The sequence below is a fragment of the Martinezella lusitana genome (assembly GCF_900094565.1).
Lineage (GTDB): Bacteria > Pseudomonadota > Alphaproteobacteria > Rhizobiales > Rhizobiaceae > Rhizobium > Rhizobium lusitanum.
The window spans coordinates 53,237-70,792 of the sequence record NZ_FMAF01000020.1 but is presented as its reverse complement, the minus strand read 5'-3'; the positions used below and the strand labels follow the sequence as shown (position 1 = coordinate 70,792).

General features: G+C 61.4%; 18 protein-coding genes and 1 tRNA gene. 10 read left to right on the top strand and 9 right to left on the bottom strand.

The genetic code is table 11. The annotated features are described in order from the left end of the window. Window positions 1–14: 14 nt before the first annotated feature. Window positions 15–1,085 carry a LacI family DNA-binding transcriptional regulator gene (locus GA0061101_RS27730; RefSeq protein WP_245297585.1) on the bottom strand — a complete coding sequence of 357 codons (1,071 nt, stop codon included), beginning with the start codon at window positions 1,083–1,085 and terminating at the stop codon, window positions 15–17. Window positions 1,086–1,224: 139 nt separating this feature from the next. On the opposite strand from GA0061101_RS27730, the gene GA0061101_RS27725 reads away from it, so the two are divergent. Further along, window positions 1,225–1,524: a hypothetical protein gene (locus GA0061101_RS27725; protein ID WP_037200373.1), complete on the top strand. Its 300-nt coding sequence runs from the start codon at window positions 1,225–1,227 to the stop codon at window positions 1,522–1,524. A gap of 21 nt (window positions 1,525–1,545) precedes the next feature. Here the strand turns inward: GA0061101_RS27725 and GA0061101_RS27720 are convergent, their stop codons facing one another. The 4 genes from GA0061101_RS27720 to GA0061101_RS27705 all read right to left on the bottom strand — a co-directional run bounded on the left by GA0061101_RS27720 (window position 1,546) and on the right by GA0061101_RS27705 (window position 4,899). Then, a complete protein-coding gene (locus tag GA0061101_RS27720; protein ID WP_047559943.1) occupies window positions 1,546–2,274 on the bottom strand; it encodes an SDR family NAD(P)-dependent oxidoreductase in 729 nt (242 codons plus the stop codon). Continuing rightward, a complete protein-coding gene (locus GA0061101_RS27715; protein ID WP_092575980.1) occupies window positions 2,271–3,392 on the bottom strand; it encodes an alkene reductase in 1,122 nt (373 codons plus the stop codon). Before GA0061101_RS27715 ends, GA0061101_RS27720 begins: the two co-directional genes overlap by 4 nt. A 139-nt stretch (window positions 3,393–3,531) precedes the next feature. Then, window positions 3,532–4,338, bottom strand: a complete 807-nt coding sequence (locus GA0061101_RS27710; RefSeq protein ID WP_092575976.1) for an alpha/beta fold hydrolase — start codon at window positions 4,336–4,338, stop codon at window positions 3,532–3,534. A gap of 471 nt (window positions 4,339–4,809) precedes the next feature. Further along, window positions 4,810–4,899: transfer RNA gene (locus GA0061101_RS27705), tRNA-Ser, on the bottom strand. A gap of 233 nt (window positions 4,900–5,132) precedes the next feature. Between GA0061101_RS27705 and GA0061101_RS27700 the strand changes: the two genes are divergently transcribed. From GA0061101_RS27700 to deoA, 9 genes are all read left to right on the top strand, one after another. Then, window positions 5,133–5,450, top strand: a complete 318-nt coding sequence (locus GA0061101_RS27700) for a hypothetical protein (RefSeq protein ID WP_092575973.1) — start codon at window positions 5,133–5,135, stop codon at window positions 5,448–5,450. Window positions 5,451–5,821: 371 nt separating this feature from the next. Further along, entirely contained in the window at window positions 5,822–6,817 is a 996-nt protein-coding gene (locus GA0061101_RS27695) for a BMP family lipoprotein (protein WP_037200377.1), read from the top strand. Between the two features lie 80 nt (window positions 6,818–6,897). Beyond that, window positions 6,898–8,409 (top strand): ABC transporter ATP-binding protein, encoded by a 1,512-nt coding sequence (locus GA0061101_RS27690; RefSeq protein ID WP_047560007.1) that lies wholly within the window; start codon window positions 6,898–6,900, stop codon window positions 8,407–8,409. Window positions 8,410–8,416: 7 nt separating this feature from the next. Continuing rightward, window positions 8,417–9,520, top strand: a complete 1,104-nt coding sequence (locus GA0061101_RS27685; RefSeq protein WP_037200380.1) for an ABC transporter permease — start codon at window positions 8,417–8,419, stop codon at window positions 9,518–9,520. Window positions 9,521–9,530: 10 nt separating this feature from the next. Beyond that, a complete protein-coding gene (locus tag GA0061101_RS27680) occupies window positions 9,531–10,502 on the top strand; it encodes an ABC transporter permease (RefSeq protein WP_037200398.1) in 972 nt (323 codons plus the stop codon). Between the two features lie 3 nt (window positions 10,503–10,505). Further along, window positions 10,506–10,898 carry a cytidine deaminase gene (locus tag GA0061101_RS27675; protein WP_037200381.1) on the top strand — a complete coding sequence of 131 codons (393 nt, stop codon included), beginning with the start codon at window positions 10,506–10,508 and terminating at the stop codon, window positions 10,896–10,898. After that, window positions 10,895–11,701, top strand: coding sequence for a purine-nucleoside phosphorylase (locus GA0061101_RS27670; protein WP_047640316.1), 807 nt, complete (start codon window positions 10,895–10,897; stop codon window positions 11,699–11,701). Before GA0061101_RS27675 ends, GA0061101_RS27670 begins: the two co-directional genes overlap by 4 nt. Next, complete coding sequence (gene deoC, locus GA0061101_RS27665; protein ID WP_037200384.1) at window positions 11,698–12,471, top strand: deoxyribose-phosphate aldolase; 774 nt, start codon at window positions 11,698–11,700, stop codon at window positions 12,469–12,471. Before GA0061101_RS27670 ends, deoC begins: the two co-directional genes overlap by 4 nt. 4 nt (window positions 12,472–12,475) lie before the next feature. Beyond that, a complete protein-coding gene (gene deoA, locus GA0061101_RS27660; RefSeq protein ID WP_092575970.1) occupies window positions 12,476–13,783 on the top strand; it encodes a thymidine phosphorylase in 1,308 nt (435 codons plus the stop codon). 54 nt (window positions 13,784–13,837) lie between these two features. On the opposite strand, the gene GA0061101_RS27655 is transcribed toward deoA, so the two are convergent. The 4 genes from GA0061101_RS27655 to GA0061101_RS27640 form a co-directional block, all read right to left on the bottom strand. Beyond that, window positions 13,838–14,359, bottom strand: coding sequence for a TIGR02281 family clan AA aspartic protease (locus GA0061101_RS27655; RefSeq protein ID WP_047560084.1), 522 nt, complete (start codon window positions 14,357–14,359; stop codon window positions 13,838–13,840). A gap of 126 nt (window positions 14,360–14,485) precedes the next feature. Then, window positions 14,486–15,115 (bottom strand): uracil phosphoribosyltransferase, encoded by a 630-nt coding sequence (gene upp / locus GA0061101_RS27650; RefSeq protein WP_037200387.1) that lies wholly within the window; start codon window positions 15,113–15,115, stop codon window positions 14,486–14,488. 122 nt (window positions 15,116–15,237) lie between these two features. After that, entirely contained in the window at window positions 15,238–16,206 is a 969-nt protein-coding gene (locus tag GA0061101_RS27645; protein ID WP_037200388.1) for an adenosine deaminase, read from the bottom strand. Continuing rightward, window positions 16,203–17,423, bottom strand: coding sequence for a phosphopentomutase (locus GA0061101_RS27640; RefSeq protein ID WP_092575968.1), 1,221 nt, complete (start codon window positions 17,421–17,423; stop codon window positions 16,203–16,205). The genes GA0061101_RS27645 and GA0061101_RS27640 overlap by 4 nt, the downstream gene beginning before the upstream one ends. Window positions 17,424–17,556: the final 133 nt, after the last annotated feature.

Below are 17,556 nucleotides of genomic sequence, written 5' to 3'. Positions count from 1 at the left end.
ATAGTGTCGCGGCATCATAGCTTCGGCGCCGCCGTGCTGCCACGGACGATGAGCGTGACGTCGATCATCTCGCGCTCGATCGGCATGGCATCGTCCAGAACCGCCCTTACCGCGCGTTGCGCGATCTGGTCAAAGGGCTGCGCCATCGTCGTAAGGCCCGGCTCCACCATGCCGCCCTCCGGAACGCCATCGAAGCCGATGATGGAGACATCTCTTGGAACGGAAAGTCCCCGTGCCTGCAGCCAGTTCATGGCCAGCAGTGCGATATGGTCGGACATTGCGAGGAGGGCGGTCGGCGGCTCAGGCGCCGAGAACAGATATTCGAGACCCGTCTCGACGCTCGTCTTGTGGTTATCCGTCTCGTAGATCGGAACATCCTGGCGTCGGATGCCGAATGTCTCAAGCGCCTGCCAATAGCCGGTGGCACGATCGCGCGAGGTCGAATAAACAGCCCGCTCGATCTCGCCGAGGCCCACCGGCCCGACATGATCGTAAGAGAATTCGGTGGCAAGCACGGCAAAGCGCCGGTGGCCCAGTTCCGCCAGATGCGTCGCGGCTGTCGCAGCCCCGGCGACATTGTCGACGCCGATCGACGCGACCGACGGATCATCGTCGTTCAATGCCAGGGCAATGAAGGGCAATTGCCGCTCGCGCGTCAGCTGCACCAGCTTTTCGCCGCCCTCCACGCATAACAGGATGAAGCCGTCCACGAGGGCGCTCTTGATGTTCCAGTCCAGCTTCTGCCGGTCCTTGGCCGAAACGAGCGCCAGCCCGGTGCCGCTGGCATCGCAGACCTGGGCCACGGCCGCCAACAGGGCTCTCGCCCATGGGTCGTCGAAGAAATAGGCGAGCGGTTCCACGGCGGCGACGCCGATCGCATTGACCTTTCCTGCCCGCAACAACCGCCCCGTGAGGCTCGGGCCGGCATATCCGAGCTGTCTGGCGGTCTTAAGGACATGCTCGCGCACCTCCTCGCGCACCACATCGGGCCGGCTGAAGACATTCGATGCGGTTCCCTGCGATACCCCTGCCGCCTTGGCGACATCTGCAAGCTTGATCGTGCCCTTGACCAATAGCCTCTCCATTTTCGTTCCCGTGCACAGTAGCAGGAAATTGTATCGGTTCAATTCCGCTTGACAGCGGAGCATTCAAGCGTAGGATTGAACCGATTCAAGTCAATGAATCCGATATAGGATTGAATCGGTTCAAAAAAGGCAAACCCAAATGCTGACCAACTATTTCTTCAGGGATCTTTACAATGATCGTTGGGGTGATCCGGCAAACCTGAAGGCGATCGAGCCGCCTTCGGGCGCGGACAAGGATCGAGCTGCTGCGAGGGGCATTTTCGGCCGACTTCGTCGCCTGTATCGCGGTAGCCCGTCCCGCCCGTCTCCATGGTCCTTCACGATCCCCAGCGAAACCCCTGACGCTGAAAGTGAAACAAGTGCGTGGCGTCGCAACGAGTGCGATGCCACGCAGCCGAAATTTCTCAACATCGCGAAAGCGCTCTCGCGGAATTGCTAGCCTGTGCCTCGATTGCCGGCCTCAGAAATTTTCCTTGTAGGGACGCAGGTCGAGCTCCTGTGTCCAGGCCGAGGGATGCTGGCGGTGGATATGCCAGTAGCTCTCGGCGATGGCGTCGATATTGAGCAAGCCGCTGGCGTCCATATCTGGCCGCCGGGAACGCAGCCGCTCACCGTCTATGCCGCCATCGATGATGGTGTGGGCGACATGCAGGCCGAGCGGCCCGAATTCCCGCGCCATGCTCTGGCTGATCATTCTTAAGCCCGCCTTGGCGGCGGCGAATTGCGCATAGCCCGCCTTGCCGCGCAGGCTGGCGGAAGCGCCGGTGAAGATCACGGTGCCGCGGCCGAGCGGCACGAGGTGGCGGGCCGCCTCGCGCCCGACGAGGAAGCCGCCGAAGCAGCAGATGCGCCAGAACTCCTCGAACTGGGCGGCTGTCAGATCGCGAAAGCCGATCGGGCGGTTGATGCCGGCGTTGAAGACGATGAAATCGGGCGCCGCGATGCCGTCCCGCGGCGCAAAGGCATGTTCGAAGAGCCGCACGACGGCGGCTTCGTCCGTTGCGTCCGTTTCGATGGCCTCGGCGCTGCCGCCGGATGCCTTGATGGTCTCGGCGACCTTGTCGATCTTTGCCGGTGTGCGGCCGGCGATGATGACATGATAGCCCTTACCGGCCAGAAGCCGGCAAAGCGCGGCACCCAATCCCTGTTCTGCTCCCACTCCGACGATGACGGCGCATGGCGTGCTCATTCGGCGGCCTCCCTGGCATCGAACGTTGGATAGTCGGTATAGCCCTCGGCACCGCCGCCGTAGAAGGTCGGGCGATGATAGGGATTGAGCGGAGCCCCGCGACGGATGCGTTCCGGCAGGTCGGGATTGGCGATGAACAGCCGGCCGAAGGCGATGGCGTCTGCATGCCCGGCGGCAAGTGCTGCTTCGGCGGTCTCCGGCCGGAAGTTTCCGGCTGCGATTAATGTGCCCGACCAGGCAGGGCGAAACAGCTCCGCCGCCGATGGCACATTCTTGTGGTCGACCTCAGCGAAGCCCGCCCCGCTGGCGCGCGGTTCGATCAGATGCAGATAGGCAAGATGCAGCCGGTCCAGCTCGCGAATGACATGGCCGTAGAGACGCAAGGGGTCATCCTCGCCGCTATCGTTGGCGATGCCGAAGGGCGAAAGGCGGACGCCGACGCGGTTCGAACCCCATACGCCGGAAACCGCCTCGACCACTTCGAGCAGCAGCCGTGTGCGATTCTCGATCGAGCCGCCATATTGGTCGGCGCGCTGGTTGGTGCGCGCCTGCAGGAATTGCTCGATCAGATAGCCGTTGGCGCCGTGGATCTCGACGCCGTCGAATCCGGCTTGCTTGGCATTGGCAGCCGCCTGCGCATAGACGTCGATCAGCAGCGGCATGAGATCGATGTCGATCGCCTGCGGCGTCTCGAAGGGCACGCGTTCGAACGAAGCGGTGAAAGCCTGTCCCTTGGCGGCGATGGCGGAAGGGGCGATGGGCAGAGCACCGCCTGGCTGGTGCGAGGAATGGGAGATGCGGCCGACATGCCAGAGCTGCAGGAAGATCCTGCCGCTCTTGCGATGGACAGCCTCCGTTACCGCCTTCCAGCCGGCGATCTGTTCGGCCGTGTGGATGCCGGGCGTTGCCGGCATGCCTTGTCCGGCAAGAGAAATCTGCGAGCCTTCGGAAATGATCAGCCCGCCCTGGGTGGCACGCTGCGCATAATATTCGGCGTTCAGTGCGGAAGGCACGTTGCCCGGCTGGCTTGCCCGCATGCGCGTCAGCGGCGCCATGACGATGCGATGCGCGAGTTCATAGGGGCCGACGGCAAGTGGTGAAAATAAGGTCGCTGTCATAAAATTATCCTGCCTGGAGCTGATGTTGCTCCCCCCGGGGGGGAAGGGCCTGTCAGCGGCGATTCGGTCTCGGGAGTCTCGAATAAGATGATGATCATCATTTATTCCAACAATCGGACGTGCGCAACTGAATCTGATATCAGGCCGAAATCCTCGCAAGGAAGGGGAGCAGGGCGGCGTTGAACTGCGCTGGTCGCTGTAATGGGGCGAAATGACTGACGCCGGCCAGAAGGATCAATTCCGCGCCGGGGATGTGCCGCGCGAGGTGATCGGCGTGCTCGCGCTTGATGAACTCGTCATGCTCGCTATGCACGATGGCAACGGGCACATCGATATCGGCGAGATCGGTGGCGGTATAGTTCGGCTCCGTTCGTTGCATCAGGCCGACAGCCTCAACGAAGCTATCGAACTGATCTGGTGTTGACGACAGAGCCGTGTAATCCTTGGTGTGGCGGGAAAAGCAGCGGTCGATGACCGGCGTGGCCACGAATTCCTTCGTACCGCTCGGGTCCATGTTGCAGGCAAAGAAGAAGACGCCGGCAACGCGCTCCGGATGGGTTCTTGCGAGAATGAGACCCGTACAGGCGCCGTCGCTCCATCCGACGATGGCGGCTTTTCGGACCCCCAGCCTGTCCATCAGGGCCAGAACGTCGGTAGCCATCAGCTCGTAGGTGTAGGGTCGCATGTCGCGCGTACTGCGACCGTGGCCACGGCTGTCGATGACGATGACGCGATGGCCGGCGTCGATCAGCGCCGGCACCTGATAGCCCCAATTACCGCTGTTTCCGAGCCCGCCATGAAGGAGGATCACCGGGGCGCCGCTGCCGTAGGCCGCATACCATATGCGAGCGCCGTCGTGATCGACGTGTCCTTCCGTCTCTGCGTGCGGCAAGGGCGCTGCGCCCTCCGCCTCGAATCGATCGAGACCGTCGTCCTGAAATTCCATGCTGACCTCCCAACGCGCTGCCTCCTCCAGGCAGCAACGCGAACGAACCTATTCGATCCTGCTTCGTTTTTCCAAGAGGGCACTGCGGTTACTTTACTGCCAGATGCTCGAAAAGATCCCGTGCCGGCGGTGCCAGCTCCTCGGCGGAGCGCGTGCATGCCGAGAGTTGGCGCGCGTGGCCCAATCGTCGGTGAGGCGCAGTGCCGCGATCTTTGCGGAGCGGCCGCAGCGCTGCCGTTTCAGGCTGGATGGGAACTGCATTTTGCACCCGGCCGCGAGGAAACGGTCATCAAAAGACGAGGGATGACGGTTTCGACGGCACCCATCTCGATGCCATTCTTACAGCGTTCGGCGTGCATGATATGCTGATCCGCGGGGCCGCTGGTCATTGGCGCCCTCCAATTTTGTGAACGCACGCTGATCGCCGGTTATTGCGGAGGATAGAGAGTTACATCACGCTGTAGCGTTGGATGGCGGACAAGGTGGGATTCGAACCCACGGTACGCTTTCACGTACACACGCGTTCCAGGCGTGCGCCTTAAACCACTCGGCCACCTGTCCATCTGCACTTCGCGTCCGATAAAGGAGCTATCGTGGGAACGGCGCGATATATACCGATGAATTTTCTGGGATCAACCTGAATCTGACAGTTTTTTGACTTCTGGACAAAAAACTACACACTTCTCCTCCATTGCGTTTGTGCCATTCTCAACCTATCTAAAGATGAGGACGGAAAAAGAACGCGACCGGCCAAACGTGTATGGCCGAGGATAATTGAGTATCCGGAGGGGTTCATGCGTTTCCTGCTGCGTTTCGCCAGCCTTGTCGCGCTGGTGGTTGCTGTTATCGCCGGCACCATCGATTCCATCCAGTCGGTCGCGGCATCGGCTGTGGTGATGACCCCGATGGGCGATGCCTGGAACGATGTCAGCCCATCGTCGCTGGCGACGCTCCGCTCGATGATCTCCTATTATGTCCATCCGCAATTCTATGATCTGGCGATGCAATGGCTGCTGTCCCAGCCGGCCTTTGCCGTTTTCCTGGTGCTCGCGCTGCTCCTTTGGATGGTCGCCTACAAGCGGCCGCCGGTTGCCGGTCGCTTCAGTGTCTGAAGCGCTATGCAAGAGCCGTCGGGACCTGTGCCATTTTGGGGAGTTTGGCAGCGACGGGGACGCCCTCGGGCGGTCTTGCAAAGGGAATGCGAAGCGCCAAACCAACGGCTGCCGGACGTTCGACGACCGCCTCGCTGGCTAATAAAATCGCAGTTTGAGAGCGAAATTGTTCAAAAATCGGCCCCTTTGGACGGGTTTTTGGCAATTCCCACAAATCTTTACCAACTGAAAAATTTCTCGTGAATTTTTCGTGCAGCCATGCAAGGATGCGCCAGCTTGGCCTCGGGGGAGGCCGGCGGTTCCGCAGACATGTCCGGCCAACGGGCTTGCGGGAGGACCCAACAAAGATAGCAACAACAGGGCTGCAACTCATGAAAAAATCCCTTCTGACCCTTTTCGCCTTGGCTGCCATGTCGGCAACGGCGCTTGCGGCCGATATCAAGCCGGCAATCGTCTACGGAACTGGCGGCAAGTTCGACAAGTCCTTCAACGAAGCTGCCTACAATGGCGCTGAAAAGTTCAAGAAGGAAACCGGCATCGCCTATCGCGACTTCGAGCCGACGGGCGACACCCAGGGCGAACAGGCGCTGCGCAACTTTGCCAGCAAGGGCTTCAATCCGGTCATCGCCGTTTCTTTCGCGTGGACCTCTGCTCTCCAGAAGGTTGCTGCTGAATATCCGAAGACCGAATTCGTGCTGATCGACGACAGTCTTGATCTGCCGAACGTCCGCTCCGTCAAGTTCAAGGAAAACGAAGGCTCCTATCTCGCCGGCGTCATGGCTGCGCTGTCTTCGAAGAGCGGCAAGGTCGGCTTCGTCGGCGGCATGGACATCCCGCTGATCCGCAAGTTCGAGTGTGGCTACGAGCAGGGCGCACGCGCCGCCAATCCGAAGATCGAAGTTTTCCAGAACATGACCGGCACGACGGGCGCTGCCTGGAATGACCCGGTCCGCGGCGGCGAGCTCACCAAGAACCAGATCGACCAGGGCGCCGACGTTGTTTACGCGGCTGCCGGCGCGACCGGCCTCGGCGTGCTGCAGACGGCCGCCGACAACAAGAAGCTGTCGATCGGCGTCGATAGCAACCAGAACTACCTGCATCCGGGCTCCGTTCTGACCTCCGTCGTCAAGCGCGTCGACCTCGCCGTCTACAACGCATTCAGCGATGCCAAGAACGGCAAGTTCACGCCCGGCACGCAGGAGCTCGGCCTGAAGGAAGAGGGCGTCGGCGTCGCCATGGACGACAACAACAAGCCGCTCGTGACGCCGGAAATCAAGGCTGCGGTCGACAAGGCAAAGGCCGATATCATTGGCGGCACCGTCAAGGTCCACGACTATACGACCGACAACGCCTGCCCGAAGAGCTGATATGAAACAAGGGCGTATGACGGATCAAAACGTCATACGCCCTTTTCTTATCCGGAATCTGGTTTCTGGAGCCCCCTATAGTGAGCCAAACACCTGCCATCGAGCTCGTGGGCATCGACAAAAAATTCGGTGCTGTCCACGCCAATAAAGATATCAACCTGACCGTCGCCAAAGGCTCGATCCACGGGATCATCGGCGAAAACGGTGCCGGGAAATCGACGCTCATGTCGATCATCTACGGATTCTATCACGCTGACAGCGGCGAGATCCGCATCAACGGCAATCCCATCGCCATCCGTGATAGCCAGGCGGCAATCGCCGCCGGCATCGGCATGGTGCACCAGCATTTCATGCTGGTCGATAATTTCACCGTGCTCGAAAACGTGATGCTGGGTGCCGAAGGCGGCGCGTTGCTCGCCAAGGGCGTCGCAGCCGCGCGCGCCGAGCTTAGTCGTCTGGAGAAGGATTACGGCCTGGAGGTCGATCCGGACACATTGATCGAGGAGCTTCCCGTCGGCCAGCAGCAGCGCGTCGAGATCCTGAAGGCAATGTTTCGCGGCGCCGAGATCCTCATCCTCGATGAGCCCACAGGCGTTCTGACGCCAGCCGAGGCCGACAATCTGTTCCGTATTCTCCGCGTGCTGCGCGATCAGGGCAAGACGATCATCCTGATCACTCACAAGCTGCGCGAGATCATGGCGATCACCGACACGGTATCGGTCATGCGCCGCGGCGAGATGGTCGCCACCCGCAAGACGGCGGAAACCACGGTGGAGGAACTCGCGGAGCTGATGGTCGGCCGCCGCGTGTTGTTGCGCGTCGAGAAGGGTGCTTCCAATCCCGGCGACGTCCTGCTGTCGGTACGCAATCTGACCGTCAAGGATGGCCGCGGCGTCACGATGGTCGACAACGTCTCCTTCGATGTCCGTGCGGGAGAAATCGTCGGGATCGCCGGCGTGGCCGGAAACGGCCAGTCCGAATTGCTGGAGGCGATCGCCGGCATCCGCAAGCCGGCCTCAGGCGAGATCCATCTGCACGGCAAGCCGATCGGCATGGCCGATCCTGCCGCCCTGCGCGACCTGGGCCTTGCCCATATCCCCGAGGACCGCCATCACATGGGACTCGTCCTCAAGTTCGAGGAATACGAGAACTCGATGCTCGGCTATCACCGCGACGTCAAATACGGCCGGGGCGGAATGCTCGATCTCGAAGCCATGCGCAAGGATGCCGTCGAGAAGATCGAGAAATACGATATCCGCCCGCCGAACGCGCGGCTGAAGACCGCCAACTTCTCCGGCGGCAACCAGCAGAAGATCGTTGTCGCCCGCGAGATCGAGCGCGATCCGAAAGCGCTGCTGATCGGTCAGCCGACGCGCGGCGTCGACATCGGCGCCATCGAGTTCATCCATCGGCGCATCATCGAGATGCGCGATGCCGGCAAGGCGATCCTGCTGGTTTCGGTGGAGCTGGATGAAATCCGCGCGCTGTCGGACCGCATCCTTGTCATGTTCGCCGGGCATATCGTCGGTGAAAAAACGGCTGAGGCCGGTGAACAAACGCTCGGCCTGATGATGGCCGGCATTGCGGCATGAGGCCTTGATGAGTACTGCTTCCGTTCCACTTCCAAATTGGATCAATTACGGCCTGATCCCCATCCTCAACCTGATCGTTGCTTTTCTGATTTCCGGCCTCGTGGTCTGGTTCATCGGCGAGAGCCCGCTCGATGCCCTTGTGCTGCTGCTGCAGGGTGCTCTCGGCAGCGGTGAGGGTATCGGCTTTACTCTGTACTATGCCACCAGCTTCATCTTCACAGGCCTTTCCGTCGCCGTCGCCATCCATGCAGGTCTGTTCAACATCGGCTCCGAAGGCCAGGCTTATGTCGGTGGTCTCGGTTGCGCCCTGGTGGCGCTGGCGCTGGACAGATACGTGCCCTGGTATGTGACGATGCCCTTCGCGGTGATCGGCGCGGCCATCTTCGGTGCGCTCTGGGCTCTCATTCCCGCCTGGCTGCAAGCCAAGCGCGGCAGCCACGTCGTCATCACCACCATCATGTTCAACTTCATCGCCTCGGCGATGATGAATTTCATCCTGGTGCATGTGTTGATCGTGCCGGGCAAGATGGCACCGGAAACCCGCACCTTTCTCGAGGGCGGCCAACTTCCGAAGCTTGATTGGCTGATGGGCATCTTCGGCTCGACCATTGGGGCAGCGCCGCTCAACGTGTCCTTTCTCATCGCGCTGGTCATGTGTTTTCTGGTCTGGGTTCTCGTCTGGCGCACCAAGCTCGGCTATGAAATGCGCACGCTCGGCCTCAGCCCGACGGCCGCGGTCTATGCCGGCATCCCCTATGCACGCACGGTCGTCATCGCCATGCTGATATCAGGCGGTCTCGCCGGTATGATGGCACTTAATCCGGTCATGGGAGCCTCCGCGCGCCTGCAGGTGGAGTTCGTGCTCGGCGCCGGTTTCGTCGGTATCGCCGTGTCGTTGATGGGACGCAACCATCCGTTCGGCATCATTCTGGCGGCGATCCTGTTCGGTATTCTCTATCAGGGCGGCGACGCGCTCTCTTTTGATATGCCGAACATCACGCGTGACATGATCGTTGTGATCCAGGGCCTCGTCATCCTGTTCGCCGGCGCCCTGGAATATATGTTCCGACCTGCGCTTGCGCGCATCTATCAAAAATTTGCCAGGGCGTGAGGATCGGATGATGGACTATTATGATCTTCTCATCAGCATACTTGGCTCGACCATCCGCCTGTCGATTCCGCTGATCTTTACCGCGCTTGCGGGCCTGTTTTCCGAGCGTGCCGGCATTTTCGACATCGGCCTCGAAGGCAAGATGCTGGCATCGGCCTTCGCTGCGGCCTGTGTCGCCTCCGTCACCGGTTCGGCCTGGGCCGGGCTTGGCGCCGGCATTGCGATATCGGTCGTCCTCGGCCTGCTTCATGGCTTCGCTTCGATCACCAATCGCGGCAACCAGATCGTCTCCGGTGTCGCCATCAACTTCCTGACCGCCGGCTTGACCATTGTGCTCGGACAGGCCTGGTTCGGCCAGGGCGGCCGCACGCCGACGCTGCCGGGCTCGGCGCGCTTCGCCTCGATCACGCTGCCCGGCGTCGATGCCATGCGTGACGTGCCGTTCATTGGGCCGCTTTATGCCAACGTCATTTCCGGCAACAATATCCTCACCTATCTCGCCTTCCTCGCCGTGCCGATTTCCTGGTGGATCCTCTATCGCACCCGGTTCGGCCTGCGGCTGCGTGCCGTCGGGGAAAATCCGGGTGCCGTCGATACGGCCGGTATCTCCGTCGAGTGGCTGCGCTATCGTTCGCTGATCGTCGCCGGCATTCTCTGCGGCTTCTCCGGCACCTATCTTGCCATCGCCCAGTCCGCCGCCTTCATCAACAACATGTCGGCGGGCAAGGGCTATATTGCACTTGCGGCGCTGATCTTCGCCAAGTGGAAGCCGGTGCCGGTCATGTTCACTTGCCTTCTGTTCGGCTTCCTCGATGCCTTCGCCAATTTCATGCAGGGCAAGGCGGTTCCGGGTATCGGCGAAGTGCCGGTACAGATTTTCCAGGCGCTGCCCTATATCCTCACCTGCATCCTGCTCGCAGGCTTTATCGGTGTCGCCAAGCCTCCCAAGGCCGGTGGCGTGCCCTATACCAAGGAGCGCTAGTCCATGTCGCATGATCTGTTCGAGGCTGCCCGCGGGGCGATGGCTTTCGCCCATGCTCCCTATTCGAAATTTCCCGTTGGGGCGGCTATCCGCGCCGAGGACGGCAAGATCTATACCGGCGCCAATATCGAGAACCTGTCCTTCCCGCAGGGCTGGTGCGCTGAACCCACAGCGATCAGCCACATGATCATGGGTGGCGCCAAGAAGATCGTCGAGATGGCCGTGATTGCGGAAAAGCTGCCGCTCTGCCCGCCCTGCGGCGGCTGCCGGCAGAAGATCGCCGAATTCGCCAGCAAGGAGACACGCATCTACCTTTGCGACGAGGCCGGCGTGAAGAAGACCATGACCATGGACGAGATGCTGCCCTTCAGCTTTGAAACCGAGATGCTGGGATGAGCGCCGCCGTCGAAATCCTCACCGAAAAGCTCGGCGATCTGAAGCCGCGCTACGGCGTCGTTTTGGGCTCCGGCCTCGGCTCTCTCGTCGATGAGGTTGGCGATGCCGTGCGCATTCCCTATGCCGATCTGCCCGGTTTCCCCGTCAGCGCCGTTTCCGGTCATGCCGGTACTTTGGTCGCGGGCCAGCTCGGCGACGTGCCTGTTATCATGCTGTCCGGCCGCGTGCACTACTACGAAAAGGGCGACGCCAATGCCATGCGCGTGCCGATCGAGACGCTGAAGGCGCTCGGCGTCGAGACGCTGATTCTCACCAACTCGGCCGGATCGTTGCGGGAGGAGATGGCGCCCGGATCGGTGATGCAGATCACCGATCACATCAACTATTCCGGCATGAACCCGCTGATCGGCGAAGAAAGCGACAAGCGCTTCGTCGGCATGACCAGCGCCTATGATACCGACCTGATCATGCGCATGCGCAAGGCGGCGGAAAAGGCCGAGATCAAGCTGTCGCACGGCGTCTATATGTGGTTTTCCGGACCGAGTTTCGAAACGCCGGCGGAGATCCGCATGGCGCGCATCCTCGGTGCCGATGCCGTGGGCATGTCGACCGTGCCGGAAGTCATTCTGGCACGTCTTTTCGGCCTGAGGGTTGCCGCTGCCTCAGTCATCACTAACTATGGTGCTGGCATGACCGGCGGCGAACTCTCGCATGACGAGACCAAGGACATGGCTCCGGTCGGCGGCGCCCGTCTCGCCGCCATCTTGAAAGAAATGATTGCCGACGGAGGAGATCCCCAATGACGAGCCATTCCCTCAGAGAAACGGCGGCCGTTGCGCTTTCCCTTCTCGATCTCACCAATCTCAAGGATGATTGCACGCCCGCCCAGATCGAGACGCTCTGTGCCCGCGCACAATCCCCCTATGGCAATACCGCCGCGATCTGCATCTGGCCGCGCTTCGTCGCCCAGGCCCGCAGCATTCTCGGAACCGACCATGTCGTGAAGATCGCGACTGTCGTGAACTTCCCGGCCGGCGACATGGAGGTGGCCGACGTATCAGCCGAGGCCCGCGAAGCCATTGCCGACGGCGCCGACGAGATCGATCTGGTCATTCCCTATCACGCATTTCTGGCCGGCAATGAACAGGCCGTCACCGACATGGTGGCTGCCGTCAAGGCCGAGTGCAAGGGGCCAGTCATCTTGAAGACCATTCTCGAAACCGGCGAATTGAAGGACGCCGCGCTGATCAGGCGCGCCTCCGAACTCGCCATCGACGCCGGCTCGGATTTCATCAAGACCTCAACCGGCAAGGTTGCCGTTAATGCGACGCTCGAAGCGGCTGACATCATGCTGCGGGCGATCCGCGCCAGCGGCCGCAAGGTCGGCTTCAAGCCGGCCGGCGGCATCGGCTCCGTCGCCGACGCGGCGCTTTACCTGAGCCTTGCCGAGACCATCATGGCGCCCGACTGGGCCATGCCATCGACCTTCCGTTTCGGTGCGTCGAGCCTGCTTGACGATATCCTGAACGTATTGGCCGGCGGAGAGTCGAAGACGGCCTCCTCAGGCTATTGAACTCATGATCCCGCAGGAAATCATCCGGCTGAAGCGTAACGGCGCCGCCCTGTCGGCTGCCGATATCGACGATTTCATCGGTGCATTGGCGCGTGGCGAACTGGCGGAAAGCCAGATCGGCGCTTTTGCCATGGCCGTGTGGTTTCGCGGAATGACGCGCGATGAGACCGTGGCCTTGACGCTCGCCATGGCCCGCTCCGGTGATACGCTCTCCTGGTCCGTCATCGGCAGGCCGATCGCCGACAAGCATTCGACTGGCGGCGTCGGCGACAACGTCTCGCTGATGCTGGCCCCCATTGCCGCCGCATGCGGCCTCGCCGTGCCCATGATCTCCGGTCGCGGCCTCGGCCACACCGGCGGCACGCTCGACAAGCTGGAATCCATTCCCGGCTACGGGATCACCCCGGATGCGGCGCGCTTCCGCAAGGTGGTGGACGAGGTGGGCTGCGCCATCATCGGCCAGACCGGCGCTTTGGCACCCGCCGACGGCAAGCTCTATGCGGTGCGTGATGTCACCGCAACCGTCGACTCCGTACCCTTGATCACCGCTTCGATCCTGTCGAAGAAACTGGCGGCGGGGCTGGAAACCTTGGTGCTTGACGTCAAGATCGGCAATGGCGCCTTCATGACGTCGCAGGAGGAGGCGGAGACACTGGCGCGCTCGCTGGTGGATGTCGCCAACGGCGCCGGCGTGAAAACCTCCGCCCTGATCACCGATATGAATGAGCCACTGGCCGATGCCGCCGGCAATGTGGTGGAGCTTCGCAACTGCCTGGATTTCCTGAAGGGCAACAAGGCGGGCACGCGGCTTGAAACGATCGTGCTGGCCTTCGCTGTGGAGATGTTGGTTCAGTCCGGCATTGCTGCGGACAGCACCGAGGCGGAGGGCAGGGCGCGAGACGCCATTGCTTCCGGGAGGGCGGCTGACGTGTTCGGCCGCATGGTGCATGGTCTCGGCGGTCCGGTCGATCTGCTCGAGAATCCCGATCGGTATCTGACAGCCGCGCCGGTGCAAAAGCCCGTTCTTGCCTCCTCCGATGGATGGCTCGGCGCCTGCGATGCCCGCGCGATCGGCATGAGCGTGATCGATCTGGGCGGCGGACGACGTCATCCGCAGGACAAGATCGATCATCGCGTTGGCTTCAGCGATATCCTGCCGCTCGGCACGAGGGTCAGCAAAGGCGACCGCATCGCAACCGTTCACGCCGTCGATGAGGTAACTGCGGAAAAGGCCACGGCCGATCTGGCTGCCAGCTATCGCATCGTTGAGACTGCGCCTGTCTTGCCGCCCGTTATCGTCACCAGGATATGACGTCAAAACAATAGAGTGGAGCGGTTGAGCGATTCTGCGAAACGCTTGGCCGCCCTATTGCGTCAGGCGCAATGTGCTGTTCTGGACACCATAGGAATTCAGCCTTTTCAGGAAGCTCATACCGATCAGTGTCGTGGATAACGCGCTGTCCTTCGCCACGATGGCGTCGATATCGCGGACCCTGATCCCGCCGATCTCCAGGCGCCCGAGCTTGACGAGAGCTACCTTGGAAGTGCCGTTTGCGGTTTGCATCGGATAACGATAGTCCAGATCGACGCTGCTGAAGCCGATGCTGCGTGCTGTGCTTTCGTTGATCGCGACATAGGTTGCACCGGTATCGATCATCCCATGCACCGGTCGGCCGTTAAGGTTGAAATCGCCCTGATAGTGGCCGCTCGCATCGGCGTGCAGCAATACGGTGCCATAGAGGCTGGGCGGTTCGGCCTTCTGCGGCGGAACGGAAACGGTTTCCACCGGCGCGGGCTTTTCTCTGTTTGCGATCCCGGTCAAGAGCGGTGGCACCTGGGTGGCCGCAACGGCGATGATGCCGGCAAAGACAAGAACGCGAACAAGCATCAGCGAGGCCCCTCCTGCGGGCATCGCCATATGTAAGTCAATTTTACTGAAGGGCCGCTAAAGCAATCAGTAAAAAGCCCGGCAGTTGGACACCGCCGGGCAAAACAGCAAATGTAACGGCGAAATCTACTTCGTGCCGTACATACGGTCGCCGGCATCGCCGAGGCCGGGCACGATATAGCCCTTCTCGTTCAGATGGCTGTCGATCGCGGCGGTGAAGACCGGCACGTCCGGATGCGCGTTGCGGAAATTGGCAATGCCTTCGGGAGCGGCCAGCAGGCAGAGGAAGCGGATATTGTGGGCACCACGTTCCTTCAGCTTGTCGATCGCCGCAATCGAGGAATTGCCGGTCGCCAGCATCGGGTCGACGACGATGATCAGGCGCTCGGCGATATCCTCCGGTGCCTTGAAGTAATATTCGACGGGCTGCAGCGTCTCGTGATCGCGGTAGACGCCGATATGCGAGACACGGGCCGAGGGCACGAGGTCGAGCATGCCTTCCAGCAGGCCGTTGCCGGCGCGCAGGATCGAAGCGAAGACCAGCTTCTTGCCTTCGAGGATCGGCGCGTCCATCGGCTGAAGCGGCGTTTCGATCGTCTCGATGGTCAATTCCAGGTCGCGCGTCACTTCGTAACAAAGCAGCGTCGAGATCTCGCGCAGCAGTCGGCGGAAGCTCCCTGTCGACGTCTCCTTCTTGCGCATGATTGTGAGCTTGTGTTGCACAAGCGGGTGATCGATGACAGTGACGCCGTCCATGGTTTCAGCCTTCCAGTAATTCCGCGATATGAGATGTTTCTTTCACGGAAATCGTCTCTGGTGCAAGAAAATAGGCCGCTTTGGGAAATTTCATCCCCAGTCTGCGGCCTGGAATCCAGCCTTTACAGCCTCGCCAGCAACGCCGCCCGGGTCGCCTCGTCCACGAAGGCAGCTTCGATTGCCGTGCGTGTCATGGCGTCGATCTCGTCGTCGCTGAAGCCGAAAGCGGTTGAAGCGAGTTCATATTCACGCTTGAGCGACGTATGGAAGAAGGGCGGATCGTCGGAGTTGATCGTCACCCGCACGCCGGCCTCGCGCAGCTTGCGCAGTGGATGCGATGGGAAATCCGGGAAGACATTGAGTGCGACGTTGGAGCCCGGGCAGACCTCCAGCACCGTGCCGAGATCGGCGAGGCGCTTGACGAGGTCTGCATCCTCGACGGCGCGCACGCCATGGCCGATCCGATCGGGGCGGACCAGCTCGACGGCATCGGCAACGCTGAAGGCGCCGCAGACTTCGCCGGCATGGATGGTGATGCCAAGACCGGCCTCGCGGGCGATGTCGAAGGCGCGGGCGTAATCGGCGACGCGGCCCATACGTTCTTCGCCCGCCATGTTGAAACCTGATATCAGCGGATTGTCGCTCCTGGCCGCATATTCGGCCGCCTTCACCACCCGGTCCGGGCCGAAGTGGCGTTCGCCTGTCACGATCAGCCGGGCCTCGATGCCGGTCTTTGCCTTGGCGGCCCGAATACCAGCAGAAACCCCGGCCATATAGGCGTCGGCGCCGAGGCCGATGCGGTCCCCATGATCGGGCGAGACGATGAGCTCGCTATAGATGGTGCCGATGCCGGCAAGCTCTTCCAGATAGGTTTCCGTCAGCAGCGCATAATCTTCCTCCGTGCGATAGACCTCGGAAACCTTGTCGTAGCAGACGAGGAATTCGGCGAAATCCTTCCAGAGATAGATGCCATCCTTGAGGAAAGCGCTGGTGTCGACGCCGTATTTCCGTGCCTGCGCGAGCGTCAGCGCTGGCGGAGCCGCGCCTTCCAGATGGCAATGCAGCTCCACCTTCTTCAAATGCGATGTCAAAGGAAACTCCTTCCATGCGGTCCTGCCGCAACGCCCAGATGTTGTGCGATCGTCTCGCCGATGTCGGCATAGGTTTGGCGGATGCCGATGGAGCGCGAGCGGATGCCCGGTCCATAGGCGATGACCGGTACGCGCTCGCGCGTGTGATCCGTGCCGCGCCAAGTCGGGTCGCAACCGTGATCGGCGGTCAGTATGACGAGATCGCCTGCCTTCATTTTCTTAAGCACTTCCGGCAGCCGCGCGTCGAAGGCCTCGAGCGCCGCAGCATAGCCCGGCACATCGCGGCGATGGCCGTAGACCATGTCGAAATCGACGAAATTGGTGAAAACCAGATCGCCGTCGGCAGCTTCGTCCATGGCCTTCAACGTGGCATCCATCAAAGCCATGTTGCCATTGGCCTTGATGACTTTGGAAACGCCCTGATGGGCGAAGATATCGCCGATCTTGCCCACCGCATGCACGGTGCGTTCGGCCTTGACGAGGCGGTCGAGCAGGGTCGGTTCCGGCGGCAGCACGGAGAAGTCGCGGCGGTTTCCGGTCCGCTCGAATGTTGCCGCCGTCACGCCGACGAAGGGGCGGGCAATGACGCGGCCGATATTATAGGGATCGAGCAGGGTGCGCACGATCTTGCAGAGGCCGATCAGCCGATCCAGCCCGAAATGCTGCTCATGTGCGGCGATCTGGAAGACGGAATCGGACGAGGTGTAGCAGATCGGCTTGCCACTGCGAATATGCTCTTCCCCGAGCCTGGCGATGATATCCGTGCCGGACGCATGGCAATTGCCGAGAATACCGGGCAGATCGGCCGCCTCGCAGATGGCTTTCACCAGCTCCGGCGGAAAGGCGTCGCCCTCGGCCGGAAAGTAACCCCAATCGAACATAACAGGCGTTCCGGCGATCTCCCAATGGCCTGATGGCGTGTCCTTGCCGCGTGAAACCTCGCTGGCGCAGCCGTAGACCCCATAAAGCTTCTCAGGCTGCGGCATTCCGGCGGGATAGCTGCCTGTCGCCGCTTTGGCGATCTCCAGCAGCCCGAAGGCGGACATGGTCGGCAATACCAATGGTCCCTGGCGCAGGCCTTCGCGGTCGGCGGCACCGGCGGCACAGAATTCGGCGATATGGCCGAGCGTGTCGGCGCCCTCGTCGCCATAGCTTGCCGCATCCGGGCCGCCGCCGACGCCAAAAGAGTCCAGAACGAAGAGAAAGGCGCGCGCCATGGATCACCCGATAAAGATCATCGCCGCCCAGCGGTTCCGCCGGGTGCATTGGACGTCACCCATATAACGGAGCCACCGACTTGGCAATTTTCCGTTTCGGTTGGGAATGCCGAGCTTGGTCTTGATGATCGCG